At 71.0% G+C, this 18,260-nt stretch carries 15 protein-coding genes; 9 read left to right on the forward strand and 6 right to left on the reverse strand.

Translation table 11 applies throughout. The features are described from left to right. Positions 1-53: 53 nt before the first annotated feature. On the forward strand, positions 54-1,286 hold the full coding sequence (locus ACTWJ8_RS15190; protein ID WP_356376880.1) for a GNAT family N-acetyltransferase: 1,233 nt from the start codon (positions 54-56) through the stop codon (positions 1,284-1,286). A 10-nt stretch (positions 1,287-1,296) separates the two neighbouring features. Here the strand turns inward: ACTWJ8_RS15190 and ACTWJ8_RS15195 are convergent, their stop codons facing one another. Next, a complete protein-coding gene (locus tag ACTWJ8_RS15195; protein WP_356376877.1) occupies positions 1,297-2,121 on the reverse strand; it encodes an Fpg/Nei family DNA glycosylase in 825 nt (274 codons plus the stop codon). 87 nt (positions 2,122-2,208) lie between these two features. After that, positions 2,209-2,697 carry a ribose-5-phosphate isomerase gene (locus ACTWJ8_RS15200; protein WP_356376874.1) on the reverse strand — a complete coding sequence of 163 codons (489 nt, stop codon included), beginning with the start codon at positions 2,695-2,697 and terminating at the stop codon, positions 2,209-2,211. Positions 2,698-2,868: 171 nt separating this feature from the next. Here ACTWJ8_RS15200 and ACTWJ8_RS15205 point away from each other — a divergent pair, with 171 nt between their 5' ends. Further along, positions 2,869-4,290: an amino acid permease gene (locus ACTWJ8_RS15205; protein ID WP_443264088.1), complete on the forward strand. Its 1,422-nt coding sequence runs from the start codon at positions 2,869-2,871 to the stop codon at positions 4,288-4,290. A 5-nt stretch (positions 4,291-4,295) separates the two neighbouring features. Here the strand turns inward: ACTWJ8_RS15205 and ACTWJ8_RS15210 are convergent, their stop codons facing one another. Further along, positions 4,296-5,804: a serine/threonine-protein kinase gene (locus ACTWJ8_RS15210; protein ID WP_443264897.1), complete on the reverse strand. Its 1,509-nt coding sequence runs from the start codon at positions 5,802-5,804 to the stop codon at positions 4,296-4,298. 181 nt (positions 5,805-5,985) lie between these two features. On the opposite strand from ACTWJ8_RS15210, the gene ACTWJ8_RS15215 reads away from it, so the two are divergent. Next, positions 5,986-6,747 (forward strand): LPXTG cell wall anchor domain-containing protein, encoded by a 762-nt coding sequence (locus tag ACTWJ8_RS15215; protein WP_356376865.1) that lies wholly within the window; start codon positions 5,986-5,988, stop codon positions 6,745-6,747. A 4-nt stretch (positions 6,748-6,751) separates the two neighbouring features. Here the strand turns inward: ACTWJ8_RS15215 and ACTWJ8_RS15220 are convergent, their stop codons facing one another. Continuing rightward, positions 6,752-7,333 (reverse strand): biotin transporter BioY, encoded by a 582-nt coding sequence (locus ACTWJ8_RS15220; RefSeq protein WP_443264089.1) that lies wholly within the window; start codon positions 7,331-7,333, stop codon positions 6,752-6,754. A 291-nt stretch (positions 7,334-7,624) separates the two neighbouring features. On the opposite strand from ACTWJ8_RS15220, the gene ACTWJ8_RS15225 reads away from it, so the two are divergent. From ACTWJ8_RS15225 to ACTWJ8_RS15240, 4 genes are all read left to right on the forward strand, one after another. Next, positions 7,625-8,995 (forward strand): amino acid permease, encoded by a 1,371-nt coding sequence (locus ACTWJ8_RS15225; protein WP_443264090.1) that lies wholly within the window; start codon positions 7,625-7,627, stop codon positions 8,993-8,995. A gap of 167 nt (positions 8,996-9,162) precedes the next feature. Next, positions 9,163-10,581, forward strand: a complete 1,419-nt coding sequence (locus ACTWJ8_RS15230) for an amino acid permease (RefSeq protein WP_356376857.1) — start codon at positions 9,163-9,165, stop codon at positions 10,579-10,581. Between the two features lie 138 nt (positions 10,582-10,719). Next, positions 10,720-11,361: a superoxide dismutase gene (locus ACTWJ8_RS15235; RefSeq protein WP_443264091.1), complete on the forward strand. Its 642-nt coding sequence runs from the start codon at positions 10,720-10,722 to the stop codon at positions 11,359-11,361. A gap of 127 nt (positions 11,362-11,488) precedes the next feature. Continuing rightward, positions 11,489-11,710, forward strand: a complete 222-nt coding sequence (locus tag ACTWJ8_RS15240; RefSeq protein ID WP_356376851.1) for a hypothetical protein — start codon at positions 11,489-11,491, stop codon at positions 11,708-11,710. Here ACTWJ8_RS15240 and ACTWJ8_RS15245 read toward each other — a convergent pair. Beyond that, a complete protein-coding gene (locus tag ACTWJ8_RS15245; RefSeq protein WP_443264092.1) occupies positions 11,707-12,339 on the reverse strand; it encodes a mycothiol-dependent nitroreductase Rv2466c family protein in 633 nt (210 codons plus the stop codon). The genes ACTWJ8_RS15240 and ACTWJ8_RS15245 overlap by 4 nt on opposite strands. A gap of 138 nt (positions 12,340-12,477) precedes the next feature. Between ACTWJ8_RS15245 and pepN the strand changes: the two genes are divergently transcribed. Further along, positions 12,478-15,063, forward strand: coding sequence for an aminopeptidase N (gene pepN, locus ACTWJ8_RS15250; RefSeq protein ID WP_443264093.1), 2,586 nt, complete (start codon positions 12,478-12,480; stop codon positions 15,061-15,063). 182 nt (positions 15,064-15,245) lie between these two features. After that, complete coding sequence (locus ACTWJ8_RS15255) at positions 15,246-16,298, forward strand: hypothetical protein (RefSeq protein ID WP_443264094.1); 1,053 nt, start codon at positions 15,246-15,248, stop codon at positions 16,296-16,298. Positions 16,299-16,302: 4 nt separating this feature from the next. Here ACTWJ8_RS15255 and ACTWJ8_RS15260 read toward each other — a convergent pair whose 3' ends face one another. After that, positions 16,303-18,075 carry a TIGR03767 family metallophosphoesterase gene (locus ACTWJ8_RS15260; RefSeq protein ID WP_443264095.1) on the reverse strand — a complete coding sequence of 591 codons (1,773 nt, stop codon included), beginning with the start codon at positions 18,073-18,075 and terminating at the stop codon, positions 16,303-16,305. Positions 18,076-18,260: the final 185 nt, after the last annotated feature.

The following is an 18,260-nucleotide window of genomic DNA, read 5'->3' on the forward strand; positions in this document are numbered from 1 at the left end:
ACGCCCGGCAAATTCCCTCGCCCGCCGGTGCCCGCCCTGGTAGGGATGGGCACATGGGAACCGATCTGCGCATCTTGCGGGACAGCGAGTGGGACGACTGGTACGGGAAGCTGGAGCGGGCCTTCGGAGGGATCGCCGAGGCGCCGGAGGAGCGGGGCCTGTACCGGGAGCTGACCTCCGTCGACCGCTCGATCGGCGTCTGGGACGGCGACGAGTGCGTGGGCACGGCGGGCGCCTTCCCGTTCCGCGTCGCGGTGCCCGGCGGGGCGTTCGTCGCCGCGGCCGGCGTGACCATGGTCAGCGTCGCCGCGACGCACCGCAGGCGGGGCCTCCTGACCGCCATGATGCGCCGTCAACTCGACGACGTACGCGGCTGGGGCGAGCCCCTCGCGGTGCTCACGGCGTCCGAGCCGGCGATCTACGGCCGGTTCGGGTACGGCATCGGAACCCGCAAGGCGACCGTGGCCGTCGACTCGCGCGCGGTGCGGATCGACGCACCCCCGGAGGCCGACGAGGTGCGGCTGCGGTACCTGGCGGTGGCGGAGGCCGCGGAGCGCTGCGAGGCCGTGTATCTGCGGACCGTGGGCACGCGGCCCGGGATGCTCGCGCGGCTGCCCGGCTGGGAGCGGCTGCCGCTGCTCGACCCGGAGAAGGAGCGGGGCGGGGCCTCGCCGCTGCAGTGCGTGGTGGCGGAGCGCGCCGGGGAGACGGTCGGGTTCGTGCGCTTCCACGTGCGGCCGGAGTCCGCGCACGGGGTGGACCACAGCCGGGTCATCGTGCGGGAGGTGACCGCGGTCGAGCCCGCGGCGTACGCGGCGCTGTGGCGGTTCCTGTGCTCCATCGACCTCACGGAGACGGTGGAGTGCGGGAACCTGCCGGTCGACGATCCGCTGTTCTCGCTGGTCTCGGACATCCGGCGGTGCGAGGTCCGGGTGCGCGACTCGATGCACGTACGGCTCGTGGACGTGGGCCAGGCGCTGGAGGCGCGGACGTATCTGGCGCCCGTGGACGTCGTGTTCGAGGTGCGGGACGCGTTCTGCCCCTGGAACGAGGGGCGTTGGCGGCTCACGGGCGACGCGAAGGGCGGCGCGTCCTGCAAGCGCACCGACGAGCCGGCCGATCTCGCGCTGTCCGTACGGGAGTTGGGCGCGGCCTACCTCGGTGACACGTCGCTGCTGGAGCTGGCGGGGGCAGGGCGGGTGCGGGAGCTGCGGCCCGGGGCGCTCACGGAGGCGTCGGTGGCGTTCGGCTCACCGGTCGCGCCGTGGCTGCCGCACGGGTTCTAGCCGTCTCGGCTCAGTACGTGCCGGTGGGCTGGCAGGTCGGGCACCAGAAGAGGTTCCGGGCCGCCAGCTCCGCCGTGCGGATCTCGGTGCCGCACAGGTGGCAGGGCTGGGGCGCGCGCCGGTACACGTAGACCTCGCCGCCGTGGTCGTCGACGCGGGGCGGGCGGTTCATCGCCTCGGGGGTGTGCTCGGGGCGGACGGTGTCGATGCGGTTGGCGCGGACGCCGTCGTGCATGAGCGCCACCAGGTCGTCCCAGATGGCCGTCAGTTGGGCGGGGGTGAGGTTCCGGCCCGGGGTGTACGGGTCGATGCCGTGCCGGAAGAGGACCTCGGCGCGGTAGACGTTGCCGACGCCGGCGATCACCTTCTGGTCCATGAGGAGCGCGGCGACGGTGGTGCGGCTGCGGGAGATCCGGGCGAACGCCCTGGCCGGGTCCTCGCCGGCGCGCAGCGGGTCGGGGCCGAGCCGGTCGTGTATCGCCTGCTTCTCGGCGTCCGTGATCAGGGCGCACGTGGTGGGGCCGCGGAGGTCCGAGAAGTGGGTGTCGTTCAGCAGGCGGAGGCGGACGGTGTCCGTGGGCGGCGGGGCGGGGGTCTCGCCGATCGTGTACTTGCCGAAGAGGCCGAGGTGGATGTGGACCCAGGTGTCGTCGGCCGCGCCGAAGCCGAGGAAGAGGTGCTTGCCGTGGGCCTCGGTGCGGGTCAGCTCTTGACCCGTGAGGAGCGCTGCGGCGTCGGAGAACTTGCCCTGCGGGCTGCTCACGGTGGCCGTGCGTCCGGCGAACCTCTCGGCATGGTCCTGGGCGAGCCGATGAATGGTGTGGCCTTCGGGCACGCCCGTTCGTTCCTCTCGGGTAACCGTGGTCGACGTACGCCGGCGGGGCTTGAATGCACCAAGCCCCGCCGAATCAACACCTGGGTGTCAGTCCTGCTGCGGGTGGTGGGCCGGGATGGGGGGCAGCACGCCCGACGTCTCGTAGGCCGACAGCATGTCGATGCGGCGCTGGTGGCGCTCCTCCTGGGAGTACGGCGTCGCCAGGAAGATCTCGACGAACTTCGTCGCCTCCTCCTGCGTGTGCATCCGCCCACCGATGGAGATCACGTTGGCGTTGTTGTGCTCACGGCCGAGCGCGGCGGTCTGCTCGCTCCAGGCGAGGGCCGCACGGACACCCTTGACCTTGTTCGCCGCGATCTGCTCGCCGTTGCCGGATCCGCCGATCACGATGCCGAGGGCGTCCGGGTCCGCCGCCGTCTTCTCCGCGGCGCGGAGGCAGAACGGCGGGTAGTCGTCCTGGGCGTCGTAGATGTGGGGCCCGCAGTCGACGGGCTCGTGGCCGTGGGCCTTGAGCCATTCGACCAGGTGGTTCTTGAGTTCGTAGCCGGCATGATCCGAGCCGAGGTACACGCGCATGAGTCCGAGTGTGGCACGCCCCGTGCCGGGTAGCCGCCTCCGGGTGCCCGACAGGCCCCCGTACTGGTGCGTCGTGTCCAAGACAACAATCCGGACTCAGATCTTCCACTCGGGGCCCTCGATGCGTTGAATGCGAACGCACGTTTACAGCAAACGTAAGGACCCGTGCGCATGACCACTCAGTCGCCCCCCACCACCGGGGCCACCTCCGAGACCCCGCCGCCCAACGGCGACGGCGAGCTGAAGGCAGGGCTGAAGAACCGGCACCTGTCGATGATCGCCATCGGCGGAGTCATCGGCGCCGGTCTGTTCGTCGGCTCCGGCTCCGGCATCGCGGCCGCGGGCCCCGCCATCCTCATCTCGTACGCCCTCGTCGGCGCGATGGTCGTCCTCGTGATGCGGATGCTCGGTGAGATGGCCGCCGCGCGACCCTCGTCCGGCTCCTTCTCGGCCTACGCCGACCAGGCGCTCGGCCGCTGGGCCGGCTTCTCCATCGGCTGGCTCTACTGGTTCTTCTGGGTCGTGGTGCTCGCCGTCGAGGCGACCGCGGGCGCGAAGATCCTGAACGGCTGGATACCGGGCGTGCCGCAGTGGGGCTGGGCCCTGATCGTGATGGTCGTGCTCACGGCCGTGAACCTGGCGGCCGTCGGCTCGTACGGCGAGTTCGAGTTCTGGTTCGCCGGGATCAAGGTCGTCGCCATCGCGGCGTTCGTGATCGTCGGCCTGCTCGCCGTGTTCGGCGTGCTGCCGGGTTCGGACAATCCGGGCAACGGGCTCGGGCATCTGACCGATGCGGGGGGCTTCTTCCCCAAGGGCCCCGGCGCGATCCTCACCGGTGTGCTGATGGTCGTCTTCTCGTTCATGGGCTCCGAGATCGTCACGCTCGCCGCCGGTGAGTCGGAGGACCCGCAGAAGGCCGTCACCAAGGCCACGAACTCCGTGATCTGGCGCATCGGCATCTTCTACCTGGGCTCCATCTTCGTGGTGCTGACCCTGCTGCCGTGGAACGACAAGTCGATCGTCGACGAGGGCTCGTACGTCGCCGCCCTCAACTCCATCGGCATCCCGCACGCCGGGCAGGTCATGGACGTCATCGTGCTCACCGCCGTGCTGTCCTGCCTGAACTCGGGGCTCTACACCGCGTCCCGCATGGCGTTCTCGCTCGGCCAGCGCGGCGACGCGCCGAAGGCGTTCGCGAGGACCACGTCGCGCGGTGTGCCGCGGGCCGCGATCCTCGGGTCCGTCGTGTTCGGGTTCCTCGCCGTGTGGTTCAACTACCAGTGGCCGGACACCGTCTTCAACTTCCTGCTGAACTCCTCCGGAGCGGTCGCGCTGTTCGTGTGGCTCGTCATCTGCTTCACGCAGCTGAAGATGCGCGGCATGATCCTGCGCGAGCAGCCGGAGAAGCTCGTCGTGAAGATGTGGCTGTTCCCGTATCTGACGTGGGCCACGATCGCGGCGATCTCGTTCGTGCTGGTCTACATGCTGACGGACGACGCCGGGCGCGAGCAGGTGCTGCTCTCCCTGCTCGTCGCGGTCTTCGTCGTCGCGTTCGCGCTCGTACGCGAGCGGGTGCAGCGGCAGAAGGCCTGACCGCCTCACCCGCCGGCGGGGCCCAGTTCGGTGAACGTCGACTTCACCCGCTCGTACGTCCTACGAGCCTGGGGCCCCGCCTGCGGGCGGTACCACGTACCGATCTGGTACGAGCGGCTGCCGCGGTCGAAGCCGAGGAGTTCGGCGTGCCAACGGTCGCCCTCGAGGGTGAAGAGGTACTCCCAGACCACCGCGGGGCGACCGCGGAACGTGGTGCGGGCCAGGCGGAGCTTCCGGTAGTCCCGGCCCTGGTGTGCGGCGCGTTCCGAGGTCCGCCAGGTCGCCAGGAGGTCGTCCTTCGCGAGGGCCGACTGGGCGACGAGCTCCTGGGTGCCGTCCGGCGAGGTGTAGTGCACCTCGGACGCCGTCTTCACCACCCGCTCCCAGCCCTTCGGCGGCACCCACGCGTACCCCGCCTCACGGCGCGCGCCTGCGGGGAGGGTCGCGGTGGGCGGCCGGGACGTGCCCTCGACCGTGGGCGGGCGGGACGTCGTCGGGGTCGGGCCGCCCGCGCGCGGGTCGCCGTCCGGCAGCGTGAGGGCGAGGGTCACGGCGAGCGCCGCGGCCAGCGCTCCCCCGGTCGCGACGAGTGTGGTCCTGCGCCGGTGCCCGCGCACGGGCTCGGGCACCTGCTCGGGGTCGGGCGCGGGCTCGGGGCGGCGCAGGCCGATGTCCAGCGTGCGGGTCTCGGGGCGCGGCGCCTCCGGGTGCTGTTGGGGCGCGGCCGGGGTCAGGGCGCGGGTCACCGCGGCCACGTCGGGGCGGTCCCCCGGTTCCTTCGCCAGGAGCCCCGCGAGGAGCGGGGCGAGCGGGCCCGCCTCGGGCGGCAGCCGCGGTTCCTCGTACAGGACGGCGTGCAGGGTCGCCAGGGTCGTCTCCCGGCTGAACGGCGACGTGCCGCCGAGCGCCGCGCAGAGCGTCGCCCCGAGGGACCAGAGGTCGGACGGCGGGCCCTGCGGGCGGCCCGCGACCCGCTCGGGCGCCATGTAGTCGGGCGAGCCGACCAGCATCCCGACCATGGTGAGCGCCTTGGCGTCCTGGATCGCGGCGATGCCGAAGTCGGTGAGCATGACCCGGCGCTGCCCGACGTTCTCCAGCAGGACGTTTCCGGGCTTGATGTCGCGGTGCAGCACGCCGCCCGCGTGCACCTCGCGCAGCGCCTCCGCGAGGCTCAGGCCGATCCGCCCGACCTCGGCGGCGGGCAACGGTCCGTCCTCGACGAGGAGCTGTTCCAGGGAGCGTCCCTGGACCAGTTCCATCACGATCCACAGGCGCTCGCCCTCGTCGACGACGTCGTAGACGCGGACCACGCCCGGATGGTCGATGCGGGCGGTCGCGCGGGCCTCGCGCAGCGTGCGCTCGCGGCGGGTGCGGGCGTCCTCAGGGTCGAGCCCCTCGATGCGCATTTCCTTGACGGCGACACGACGGTCGAGCATTTCGTCCACCGCGCGCCACACGCGCCCCATTCCGCCCTCGCCTATGGATGCGTCCAGGCGGTAGCGGGACGCCACCAGTAATCCCTGAACGCCTCCGCTCGCGTTTCCAGCCAATCGACCGCACCCCCGACACGCAGAGAAACACAAAGTCGGCACTTCCCGCCGCCTCAGCATAGTGCGGCGAAATCTTGTGGTACCTCTTCAAGTGTCGCGAATTCGGCGACCGTTGGGGGAAACGGAAAGATCTGGGGGGACGACGATGACCACTTCACGACGTCGGGCGAAATACGCCGGGGCGGCCTGCGCGGCGGCGGTGACCGCGTTCATGGTGGTGCCGGGAGCCGCGGTCGCGGACGACACGCCTGGTCCGGGCAGCGGTGAGGGCGGAAAGGCGGTGGACGCGGCGCCGTCGGGCGTGAAGCTGAGGACGACGCTGCCGGAGAAGATCTCGGCGGACAACTCGACGGGCGAGACCGAGAATCTGGTCGCGGGCGTCGAAAATCAGGGAAGCAAGGGAAGCGGCCCGATATTCCTGGCGGTCGTGGGATTCGACGGGCTCGTGGTGAAGGACGTGCCGGGCTGCACCGCGATACCGGAGAACAAGCTGCCGAAGGGTTCCAACAGCGGATTCTCCTGCGCCATCGACGATCTCGCGGCGGGGAAGTCGAAGTCGTACAAGGTCGCCGCGACATTCGATCTCGAAAAGACCGGGAAGATCTGTCTGCCGGTGCAGAGCGGCGACACGAAGAAGACGTTCTGGCAGCAGGGCCCGGTGCCGTTCGGCACGACGAGTCCCTCGCCGAACGCGCCGGTCACCCCGCTGCTGCTCGGCACCGAGAACAAACCGGCCGCCCCTGCAGGAGACAAGGGCGGCAAGGAAGGCGACGAGAGGAACGGGAATCTGCCGTCGACCGGTCCCGGTGACGGCCTGCTGCCGCTCGGCGCGGTCGGGGCCGCGCTGCTCGCGGCCGGCGGGGCGGGCCTGTGGTGGACCCGCCGCACCGGCTCCGAGGCGCGCTAGCGGCTTACTTGTCGGCGAGCTTCCAGGCGGTGGGCAGCGCGCCCATCGCCAGGGCCGCCTTCAGCACGTCGCCGATGAGGAACGGCGTGAGGCCCGCGGCGATCGCGGCGGTGAGGCCCATGCCGGTGGACAGGGCGAGGTACGGGACGCCGACGGCGTAGATGATCGCCTCACCGAGGAGGAACGTTCCGGCCGTGCGCAGGACCGAGCGGTCGGCGCCGCGGCGGGCGAGCGCGCCGACGGCGGCCGAGGCGAGCATCAGGCCGATGACGTAGCCGAACGAGGCCGACGCCATGCCGGAGCCGCCCTCCGCGAACCACGGCACACCGGCCATGCCCGCCACCGCGTACACGGCGAGCGCGAGGAAGCCGCGGCGGGCGCCGAGCGCGGTGCCGACGAACAGCGCGGCGAAGGTCTGCCCGGTGACCGGCACCGGCGAGCCCGGGACCGGGATCGCGATCTGCGCGGCGATGCCGGTGAGGGCGGCGCCGCCCACGACGAGCGCGACGTTCTTCGCGCGGGAGGCGGGGAGGAGGTCGGCCAGGACCTTGCCCGGACGGGCGGACGTGACAGCGGCGGTGCTCATGGGGACTCCGCGTTCGGTGAGGGACCTTGCGGTCGGGCAGGGCGGGACTGTGTGACGCTATCCCAGGGATGTCGGGACGATCACGGTCGCCGGTCGACAAAGGGGCCCGCGCCGTGTTGGTGGGCTCCGAACAAACAACGGCGCGTACACCTCGTACAAGGTGATGCTCGTCACTGGGAGAGGCTGCGGGACAGTCCGTTTTGCGCGCGGAGGCGCTTGAACGGGAGACTGTAGGTTCCCGCCAAACCGCGCACCCGCGCGCCCTGCACGTCCGAGAACGGCCGAACCCCCATGCACGACAGCCCCACGCACGACGAACCGCTCTCCGCCGGGCTGAAGCAGCGCCACCTCACGATGCTGGGCCTCGGCGGGGTCATCGGCGCGGGCCTGTTCGTCGGTTCGGGCGCGGGCATCGCGGTCGCGGGCCCCGGCATCGTCCTCTCCTACCTGATCGCGGGCGCGCTCGCGATGTGCGTGATGCGGATGCTCGGCGAGATGTCGGCGGCGATGCCCGCGTCCGGCTCGTTCTCGGTGCACGCGGAGCGCGCGCTCGGCAAGTGGGCGGGGTTCAGCGTCGGCTGGCTCTACTGGTTCATGCTCGTGGTGGTGCTCGCGGTCGAGGCGACGGGCGCGGCGCAGATCGCGAACGGCTGGGTGCCGGGCATCCCGCAGTGGGCGTGGGTGCTGCTCTTCATGGTCGTGTTCACCGTCACCAACCTCTCGGCGGTGAAGAACTTCGGCGAGTTCGAGTTCTGGTTCGCCGCTCTGAAGGTCTTCGCGATCGTCGCGTTCCTGGTGCTCGGGCTGCTGGCGATCTTCGGGGTGCTGCCCGACACGGACCCGGTCGGCCTCACGCATCTGACCGGCGACGGCGGGTTCCTGCCGCACGGCTGGGAGGGCGTGATCTCCGGGGTGCTCGCGGTCGTCTTCGCGTTCGGCGGCCTGGAGGTCGTCACGATCGCCGCCGCCGAGTCGGAGGACCCGGCGCGCTCGGTGGCCCGCGCGGTGCGCAGCGCGGTGTACCGGATCCTGTTCTTCTACGTCGGGTCGATGCTCGTCATCGTGACCGTGCTGCCCTGGACGGAGCAGAAGGCCGGCATCAGCCCGTACGTCACGGTGCTCGACTCGATCGGGGTGCCGTCGGCGGCGCAGATCATGAACATCGTGGTATTCGTGGCCCTGCTCTCGGCGCTGAACGCGAACCTCTACGGCTCGTCCCGCATGATCTTCTCGCTCGCCGAGCGCGCGGAGGCGCCGAAGCCGCTGCTCAAGGTGAGCGGGGGCGGGGTGCCGCGGCGCGCGGTGCTCGCCTCGGTGGCCTTCGGGTTCGTCTCCGTGCTGCTCAACCTGGAGTGGCCGGACACGATCTTCCTCTACATGCTCAACTCGGTCGGCGCGGTGCTGCTGTTCGTGTGGGCGCTGATCGCCGTGTCCCAACTGCGGCTGCGGCGGCGGATCGAGCAGGAGGCCCCGGAGCGGCTCGTGCTGCGGATGTGGGCGTTCCCCTGGCTGACGTGGGCGGCGATCGCCGCGATGGTCGCGGTCTTCGGCCTGATGCTGACCGACGACACGGCGCGCCCGCAGCTGCTGTGGTCGACCGGGGCGACGCTGCTCGTCCTCGCGGTCGCGGGCGTACGGGAGTTGCGCGCACGGCGTGCCTGAATCGTGGCCACGCGTTCACCGTACGTCGACATGATCGTCGCCGCGTGTGAGCGTCGTGTCCGTATTCCGGAAACCTATTCCCTGTGAGCGGGCCGAGCGCTGACACTGTGGCAGTTTTACGCACCGTTTACGCCAGGACCGTCACCGCTACTGAACAGGGCACACCCATGTCTGGGAACTCAGCGCAGTCCACAGCAGAGAGTGCGGACGCGCGGCCGGAGGGGCAGGAGCCGGCCGAGCCGACGCTGTCGCACGGCCTCAAGCAGCGCCATCTTTCCATGATCGCGCTCGGCGGCGTGATCGGCGCCGGCCTCTTCGTGGGCTCGGGCACCGCGATCGCCGCGGCCGGCCCGTCGATCATCCTCGCCTACGCGATATCCGGCGCGCTCGTCATGCTCGTGATGCGCATGCTGGGCGAGATGGCCGCCGCGTACCCGGCCTCGGGCTCCTTCTCCGTGCACGCCGAGCGCGGCATCGGGCCGTGGGCGGGCTTCACGGCCGGCTGGTCGTTCTGGTTCCTGCTCTGCGTGGCCGTCGGCCTGGAGGGCATCGGTGCGGCGGGCATCGTGCACGGCTGGGTGCCGGGGGTCCCGGAGTGGGCCTGGGTGGCGCTCTTCATGCTGCTGTTCACCGTCACGAACCTGTCGGCCGTGAAGAACTTCGGTGAGTTCGAGTTCTGGTTCGCCGCCCTCAAGGTCGGCGCGATCGTGCTCTTCCTGGTCATCGGCGTCCTGGCGATCCTCGGTGTGCTGCCCGACGTCGACGCCCCCGGCATGTCCAACCTCACCGGCCACGGCGGCTTCCTGCCGAACGGCACGGAGGGGTTGATCGTCGGTCTCCTCGCCTCGGTCTTCGCGTACGGCGGCCTGGAGACGGTGACGATCGCCGCCGCCGAGTCCGAGCACCCGGTGCAGGGCGTCGCGAAGGCCGTCCGCACCGCGATGTGGCGCATCGCGCTCTTCTACGTCGGCTCCATGGCGGTCGTCGTGGTCCTCCTGCCGTGGACGGCGAAGGAGATCCCGACCAAGGGCCCCTACGTCGCCACGCTCGACCACCTGGGCGTGCCCGCGGCGGGACAGATCATGAACGTGGTCATCCTCGTCGCCCTGCTGTCCGCCATGAACGCCAACATCTACGGCGCGTCGCGCATGGCCTCTTCGCTGGTCGCCCGCGGCATGGGCCCGAAGGTCATCGGCAAGGTCAGCAACGGCGTGCCGCGCGTCGCCGTCCTGATGTCGGCCGTCTTCGGCTTCGTCTGCGTGCTGCTCAGCTACTGGCGCCCGGACGACGTGTTCGCCTGGCTGCTCAACACCATCGGCGCGATCATCCTCGTCGTCTGGTTCTTCATCGCCGTCTCCCAGCTGGTGCTGCGCCGCAAGCTGGAGCGCGAGGCGCCGGAGAAGCTCGTCGTGAAGATGTGGGCCTACCCCTACCTCACGATCCTGGCGCTGCTCGGCATGGTCGCCGTCTTCGTCCTGATGGCCCGCGAGCACGACACGCGGATCCAGCTGTACTTCTCGGGCGGCCTCGCGGTCATCCTCGCGGCCGTCGGCTACGCGCGGCAGAAGCTGGCCGAGAAGAAGTAGCCGCACCCGATTCGACGTTCAACACGAAGGGCCCCCGGACCACTTGGTCCGGGGGCCCTTTCGTTGCGCCCAGCCCTGCTGCTGTTAGCCTGCACTTGCAATAGAGTTGCAATAAGCAGTCGGAGGGCACGGAGAGACATGGCCACGTACACGCTTCCTGAGCTTCCGTACGACTACGCGGCGCTCGAGCCGGTGATCAATCCGCAGATCATCGAGCTCCACCACGACAAGCACCACGCGGCGTACGTGAAGGGCGCGAACGACACCCTCGAGCAGCTGGCCGAAGCCCGCGACAAGGAACAGTGGGGCTCCATCAACGGCCTGGAGAAGAACCTCGCCTTCCACCTCTCCGGCCACATCCTGCACAGCATCTACTGGCACAACATGACCGGCGACGGCGGTGGCGAGCCGCTCGCGGCGGACGGCGTGGGCGACCTCGCGGACGCGCTCAAGGAGTCCTTCGGCTCCTTCGCCGGCTTCAAGGCCCAGATGACGAAGGCGGCCGCCACCACGCAGGGCTCCGGCTGGGGCGTCCTCGCGTACGAGCCGGTGAGCGGGCGGCTGATCGTCGAGCAGGTCTACGACCACCAGGGCAACGTCGGACAGGGCTCGACCCCGATCCTCGTCTTCGACGCGTGGGAGCACGCGTTCTACCTTCAGTACAAGAACCAGAAGGTGGACTTCATCGAGGCGATGTGGCGGGTCGTCAACTGGCAGGACGTGGCCAAGCGGTACGCCGCCGCGAAGGAGCGGGCGTACAACCTGCTGCTGGCGCCGTGATGCGTCCCGCCTCGTGATCGTCTTCTCACCGTTCACGCACGGCGGGCGACAGAAAAGGACGGGCCCCCGCGAGGATGTGACTCGCGGGGGCCTGTCGGTGTGAGTGGTTCCGGGGGAACGTAGGGGAATGGCGTTCACGCAGAACCTGAACTGCGCCGGGTGCGGCTCCTACGAGGAGCACGTGCACCTCACGAAGACCCAGGAGGAGTGGCTGCGCACCCAGGAGCCGGGGCTGACGAGTGCGGAGAGCCACACGTACTGGAAGTGCACCAAGAAGGACTGCCGCACCCTGCGGCACCGCTGGCAGGCGACCAGGACCTACACCCTGCCTCCTCCGGAGGAGAACTAGTCGAAGATCGGGCCCACCGTGCGCGTGCGCTTGATTTCGTAGAAGCCCGGGACCGAGGCGACGAGGAGCGTGCCGTCCCAGAGCTTGGCCGCCTCCTCGCCCTTGGGCGCCGGGGTGACGACGGGGCCGAAGAACGCGATCTGGTCGCCGTCGGCGCCCGGCACCGCGATGACCGGCGTGCCGACGTCCTGGCCGACCAGGTCGATGCCCTCCTTGTGGGAGGCGCGGAGCTCCTCCTCGTACTTCGTGCCGTCCCAGTGGTCCATCAGGGACGCCGGAAGCCCGACCTCTTCGAGGGCGCCCGCGACGGCCTCCTTCGTGGGGCCCTCGCCGCGGTTGTGGATGCGGGTGCCGAGCGCCGTGTAGAGGTCGCCGAGGATCTCCGCGCCGTGCTCCTGCTGCGCCGCGATGACGACACGGACAGGGCCCCATGCCTGCGTCCGCATCATCTCCTGGTACTCCTCCGGCAGCTCGTCCAGGCGCGGCTCGTTGAGCACCGCGAGGCTCATCAGGTGCCAGCGGACCTTGATGTCGCGGACCTTCTCCACCTCCAGGACCCACCGCGAGGTCATCCAGGCCCAGGGGCACAGGGGGTCGAACCAGAAGTCGACGGGGGTCTTCTCGGACATGGTTCTCCTCAAGGTTCACCGGGTGGTCTCGGCTGCGGCAACACGGCCCGCGCCCGGTCCATTCCCCGATGTCCGGTGTCGGAGCCGCGTGCGAGGATCGTAGGCGGCTGAACAGTTACGTCACAAAGGAGTGCCGCCGTGCCCGGTGAGAATCTGTCCCGCGACGAGGCCCGCGAGCGGGCGGGGCTGCTGTCCGTCGACGGGTACGAGGTGGCGCTCGACCTGCGCTCGGCGGTCGGCGACCTCGCCGGCGAGGGGCCGCGCACCTTCCGCTCGGTGACCACGATCCGGTTCCGGTCGAACGACGCGGGGGCGAGCACGTTCGTCGACCTGATCGCGCCGTCCGTCACCGCCGTGTCGCTGAACGGCGAGGACCTGGACCCGGCGGCCGTGTTCGACGGCAGCCGCATCCAGCTGGAGAACCTGGCGGAGGACAACGAACTGGTGGTCGACGCCCAGTGCGCCTACTCGCGCACGGGTGAGGGCATGCACCGCTTCGTCGACCCCGAGGACGGCGAGGTCTATCTCTACACGCAGTACGAGCCCGCCGACGCGCGCCGTGTGTTCGCGAACTTCGAGCAGCCCGACCTGAAGGCCCCGTACCGGTTCAGCGTGCAGACGCCTGAGGGGTGGACGGCGTGGTCGAACGGGGCGGGCGAACTGGTCGACGGGGTCTGGCAGTTCGCGGAGACCAAGCCGATCTCGACGTACATCACGGCGGTCGTCGCGGGCCCGTACCACTATGTGACGGACACGTACGAGCGGACCTTCGACGACGGGTCGAAGCTGGAGGTGCCGCTCGGCGCCATGTGCCGCAAGGGCCTCGCCCCGTACTTCGACGCCGACGACGTCTTCACGGTCACCAAGCAGGGCCTCGACTTCTTCCACGACCACTTCGACTACCCGTACCCCTTCGGGAAGTACGACCAGGCGTTCGTGCCCGAGTACAACCTGGGTGCCATGGAGAACCCGGGGATGGTGACCTTCCGCGAGGAGTTCATCTTCCGCGGCCGGGTCACGCAGGCGTCCTACGAGCGGCGCGCGAACGTGATCCTGCACGAGATGGCCCACATGTGGTTCGGCGACCTCGTCACCATGCGCTGGTGGGACGACCTGTGGCTGAAGGAGTCCTTCGCCGACTTCATGGGCTCCTTCTCGATGGTGGAGGCGACGCGGTTCACGGACGGCTGGATCACGTTCGCCAACAACCGGAAGTCGTGGGCGTACCGGGCGGACCAGCTGCCGAGCACGCACCCCATCACCGCGGACATCCGGGACCTGGAGGACGCGAAGCTCAACTTCGACGGCATCACGTACGCGAAGGGCGCCTCCGTACTGAAGCAGCTCGTCGCCTACGTGGGCCGCGACGCGTTCCTCGAAGGCGCGCGGCGGTACTTCAAGCGGCACGCGTACGGGAACACGGAGCTGGGAGACCTGCTCTCCGCCCTCGAGGAGACCAGCGGGCGCGACCTGGCGACGTGGTCGCGGTCCTGGCTCCAGACGGCGGGCGTCAACTCGCTGACGCCGCAGGTGACGTTGAACGCCGAGGGGCGGATCACCGAGCTGGCCGTGGTGCAGGAAGCGGCGGCCTCGCACCCCGAACTGCGGCCGCACCGCGTGGCCGTGGGGCTGTACCGGCGCACGGACTCCGGCTCCGTCGCGCGGTACGCGCGGGCCGAGGTGGACGTGGAAGGACCGCGCACGGTGGTCGGCGAGCTTGCCGGGGCCGACGCCCCCGAGCTGGTCCTCGTCAACGACGACGACCTCACGTACTGCAAGATCCGCTTCGACGAGAACTCCCTGGCGACGCTGCGGGCACGGCTCGGCGACGTGTCCGACCCGCTGGCCCGCGCGCTGTGCTGGTCGGCGCTGTGGAACGCGACGCGCGACGCGCTGATGCCGGCGCGGGACTTCATCGACCTCGTGCTGCGGTTCGCGGGGCGCGAGTCCGACATCGGCGTGCTCCAGATGCTGCACGCGTGGGCGCGCTCGGCGCTCACCCACTACGCGGCGCCCGAGTGGCGCGAGACCGGCGGGCGGCTGCTCGCCGAGGGCGCGCTCAAGGAGCTGCGGATCGCGGAGCCGGGCAGCCAGCACCAGCTGACGTGGGCGCGGTTCTTCGGCGCCGTCGCCTCGAGCGAGGCCGATCTCCAGTTGCTGCGCGGCCTGTTGGACACCTCGGGCGGCGCGAAGATCGACGGCCTGGAGGTCGACCAGGAGCTGCGGTGGGCGTTCCTGGAGACGCTCGCGACGTACGGGGTCGCCGACGAGTCCGTGCTCGCGGCAGAGCTGGCCAGGGACGACACGGCGTCCGGGAAGCGGCACCAGGTGCGGTGCCTCGCGGCGCGTCCGTCGGCGGCCGTGAAGGCGCAGGCGTGGGCGCAGGTCGTGGAGTCGGACGCGCTCAGCAACGCGCTGGTGGAGGCCACCATCTCCGGTTTCCAGCAGCCGTCGCAGCGGGAGCTCACCGCGGCGTACGCGCAGAAGTACTTCGCGGCGATCGAGCGGGTGTGGGGCGAGCGGTCGATCCAGATCGGCATGGACGTGGTGCGGGGCCTGTTCCCCTCGCTCCAGGACTCGCAGGAGACGCTGGCGGCCACGGACGCGTGGCTCACCTCGCACGAGTCGGCCGCACCGGCGCTGCGGCGCCTCGTCCTCGAAGCGCGCGACGACTTGGCGCGGACGCTGCGCGGGCAGGCCTGCGACGCGGCGGCGGCCGGCTGACCGGGCCCCGGCGGGCCGCATCCGATGGTGTTACTGAATGCTGGCATTTCCGGCCGTAACCCGGGGCTCGCCAGCGCCTTTCGGCAGGTTCGGGTCGCGGCTTGAGGACGACGATGTCCCGGGTTCTCGACGGGGATGTAACAGCGGTTAGCGGGGGTGCGCGGGGCGGGAATGGCCGGGTCATGAACCACGACACCACCCCCGCCCCGCTCTCCCCCCGACCGCTGCGCCACCTCACCGAGAACCAGCGGCAGCTGATGACTTCCGCACAGCTGAAGGCACACGGTGTGGGCGCCGCCGCCGTCCAGGAGCAGTGCCGGGCCGGCGGCCCCTGGCAGCAGCTGCTGCCCGGCGTGTACCTGCTGCACCCCGGCCGGCCCACCAGCGAGGAACGGCTGCACGCGGTGCTGCTCTACGCGAGCCGGGCCCCCGAGCGCCGCGGTCGCCCGGACGGCGTGCCCGCGCAGCACACCCCTGGCCGCCCGGCGTACGCGGAGGCCGTGGTCAGCGGGCTCGCCGCGCTCGCGCTGCACGGCTTCTCCGCCGCTCCCCCGCTGACCTCGCTCGACCACATCGACGTCCTCGTGCCGCGCACCCGCAGGCTGCGCTCCACCGGCTTCGCCCGGCTGATCAGGACGAACGCGCTGCCGACCCCCGTCCAGCGGACCGGCGTGCCGGTCGCGCCCGTGCCGCGCGCCCTCGCCGACACGGTGGCCCAGCTCTCCGACGCGGGCGCGGTCCGACGACTGCTCACCGAGGCCGTACGGTCGGGGCACTGCGAACCGGCCGCCGTCGTACGCGAGTTGTCGCAGGCGCGGCTGCTGGCCAGGCCGCACGTCGTCGACGCCGTCGACTCGCTGCTCGCCGAGGGCCGCAGCATCGCGGAGGACCAGCTGTACGCGATGGTGCGCGAGCACGCGCTGCCCGACCCGCTGTGGAACGTGGACCTGCGGCTGCCCGGCGGCCCGCACCTGGGCGGCGTCGACGCGTTCTGGCCCGACCACGCGGTCGCCGTCGAACTCGACGTCCGCGCACCCCGCCTGGACGGCGAGGCCACCCAGGGCGGCCGGCTGCGCAAGCGCGAGCACCTGGAGCGGCTCGGCATCACCGTCGTGCACATCGCCCCGAAGAAGCTGCGCGAGTCGCTCGAGCGGCAGGCTGCCGTCGTACGGACCGCGCTGATGGCCTCCGGCGACCGGGACCCGGCGGCGTACGTCGTCGTCCTGCCGCGCTGAGCCCTCAGGCCTTGCGGAGGACGAGTTCCGTGTTGCGGTCAGCGGGAGTGCCGGAGAGGGTGGCGCGGGAGCCGGGAGCGTTGAAGGAGAGCTCCCGGTAGAGGGCGGCGAGGCCGGTCTGCGTGAGGTCGGAGAAGTCGGTGGCGTGCGGGGCCGACGACTCGATGAGCGTGGTGAAGAGGGAGAGCGTGCCGTCGCGGTTGTCGGCGATCTCGATGATGCGGGCGAGCTGCGGGAAGTCGACGTGGGACGCGGTGGAGACCTCCCAGAAACCGGGGCCGCCGTCGGTGCCCTGATGGGGCGTGATGTCGTTCTTGTGGCTGTGGCCGTTGATCCAGGCGAGGACGGGGCGGTGGGCGGCGAGCACGGCCGACAGCTCCTCGCCGCCGTGGCGCTTCTCGCCGGGGCGGTGCGGGTCCTCGCGGAGGTTCCGCATGGTCTTCGAGGTGTGGTGCGAGAACACGACGACGTACTCGCCGCGCCGCTCGGCGCCCGCCAACTCCTTCTTCAGCCAAGCCAATTGGGAAGCCCCCACAGACCCCTCGTAGTGTCCGCCCGGATCGGTGGTGTCGAGGCTGATGCCGAGGACGTCGTCGGAGATCCGGAAGGTGTAGTGCTGGGTGGCGTCGGCGAGGTTGGCCCGGGTGTAGCCGTGGCCGATGGGCCCCGGGCCCATGTGGGCGGGGTCGAGGTGCGCGGCGACGTACTCGGTGGGGGTGAAGGGGGCGCGGGCCTCGTCGGGTGTCACGCGGCGCATCTTCCGCTTGTGGGAGGCGAGGAGTTCCTTGAACGCCCTGCCCTTCGGGTCGCCGCCGCTCTGTACGTTGTCCCAGATCGCCTTGCCGGTCGCGGTGTCCAGGTCCATCAACTTGCGGTCGCCGACGGCGAATTCGGCGAAGAACGGGTCCGCGGGGGCGTAGCAGCCGCCGGGCAGCGAGTCGTGGTTGCCGACCGTGGAGTACCAGGGGAGGTTCAGGCCCGGGCTGCGCAGTTCGGCGATCGCGGCGTCGAGGAAGCCGGGGATGCGGGGGAAGCCGTGGTCCCGCTTGTCGGCGTCCCGGAAGGCGGCGTCCGGCTGCCAGTACAGGGGCAGTCCGCTGTTCTGGACGCCCTCGTAGTGGCGGGGGTCGCCGGTGTTGGGGGTGATACGGCCGCCGCTCATCGTCTTGAGGAACCAGTCGAGTTCGGAGCGGGCGTTGTTGTCGGTGTTGTCGCCCGTCGTCATGACGAAGTGGAGGGGCGAGGCGGTGACGGGGGCGCCGCGCAGGGCGTTCACCCGCTCCACGAGGGCGACCGCGCCGGCCACGCTGAGCGCCTCCTGCGGGCGCCAGGCGCTGGCGGTCTGCGAGCGCAGGTACTCGTAGCGCAGCGGGTGCTGTACGTCGACGAGGTGGAGGTCGGTGAATTGGACGAACGCGGCGAGCGGCGTCCGCTTGGCCTCGCGGCCGCCGTGGGCGGAGGCGAGGTCGGAGCGGACCACGCGGGTCCAGGCGGGGCCGTCGCCGAGGCGGCGGTAGCCGGTGCCCGCGGCGGCGGTCGCGACGGCGGCGAGGGTGGTGCCGCGGGTGTACGGGGCGAGGGGCGCCGCCGGGGCCCGGCGGGACGTCGCCCGTGCCGGGGCGGCGGCGGCCTGGTGGGTGGCGGCGGCGCTGGTCTCGCCGCCGGGGCCCAGGGCGTATCCGATACCGGCCGAGAGGGTCACCGCGCCGGTCGCGGTCAGGAATGCGCGGCGGTCGATCTCTGCGGCGGCTGTGGTGACAGAGCGTATGCGCGGCATGGCGCGGTCTCCCCGAGTGCGAACGCGTCGACAGTGACGGCCGGCCGGTCCGCCGGTGCGGACCGCCCTTCCGTACTGGATCGTTGGCAGTGGGGGTGGCCTGCGCGTGAACGGGGCGGCAACGGGTGCCGCCGATCCCGATACGTGGATCTCGGCGCGGCCCGTCCTGCGCCGCACCGTCACAC

This window comes from Streptomyces sp. SDT5-1, from assembly GCF_052245995.1.
In the GTDB taxonomy this organism is placed as follows: Bacteria; Actinomycetota; Actinomycetes; order Streptomycetales; family Streptomycetaceae; genus Streptomyces.

Bases quoted from the DNA above. Each gene is read 5' to 3' on its own strand.
- ACTWJ8_RS15220 (WP_443264089.1), bottom strand. From the start codon at position 7,333: ATGAGCACCGCCGCTGTCACGTCCGCCCGTCCGGGCAAGGTCCTGGCC.
- ACTWJ8_RS15240 (WP_356376851.1), top strand. From the start codon at position 11,489: ATGGCGTTCACGCAGAACCTGAACTGCGCCGGGTGCGGCTCCTACGAG.
- ACTWJ8_RS15245 (WP_443264092.1), bottom strand. From the start codon at position 12,339: ATGTCCGAGAAGACCCCCGTCGACTTCTGGTTCGACCCCCTGTGCCCC.
- ACTWJ8_RS15215 (WP_356376865.1), top strand. From the start codon at position 5,986: ATGACCACTTCACGACGTCGGGCGAAATACGCCGGGGCGGCCTGCGCG.
- ACTWJ8_RS15205 (WP_443264088.1), top strand. From the start codon at position 2,869: ATGACCACTCAGTCGCCCCCCACCACCGGGGCCACCTCCGAGACCCCG.
- ACTWJ8_RS15260 (WP_443264095.1), bottom strand. From the start codon at position 18,075: ATGCCGCGCATACGCTCTGTCACCACAGCCGCCGCAGAGATCGACCGC.
- ACTWJ8_RS15255 (WP_443264094.1), top strand. From the start codon at position 15,246: ATGAACCACGACACCACCCCCGCCCCGCTCTCCCCCCGACCGCTGCGC.
- ACTWJ8_RS15200 (WP_356376874.1), bottom strand. From the start codon at position 2,697: ATGCGCGTGTACCTCGGCTCGGATCATGCCGGCTACGAACTCAAGAAC.
- ACTWJ8_RS15225 (WP_443264090.1), top strand. From the start codon at position 7,625: ATGCACGACAGCCCCACGCACGACGAACCGCTCTCCGCCGGGCTGAAG.
- ACTWJ8_RS15230 (WP_356376857.1), top strand. From the start codon at position 9,163: ATGTCTGGGAACTCAGCGCAGTCCACAGCAGAGAGTGCGGACGCGCGG.
- ACTWJ8_RS15190 (WP_356376880.1), top strand. From the start codon at position 54: ATGGGAACCGATCTGCGCATCTTGCGGGACAGCGAGTGGGACGACTGG.
- ACTWJ8_RS15235 (WP_443264091.1), top strand. From the start codon at position 10,720: ATGGCCACGTACACGCTTCCTGAGCTTCCGTACGACTACGCGGCGCTC.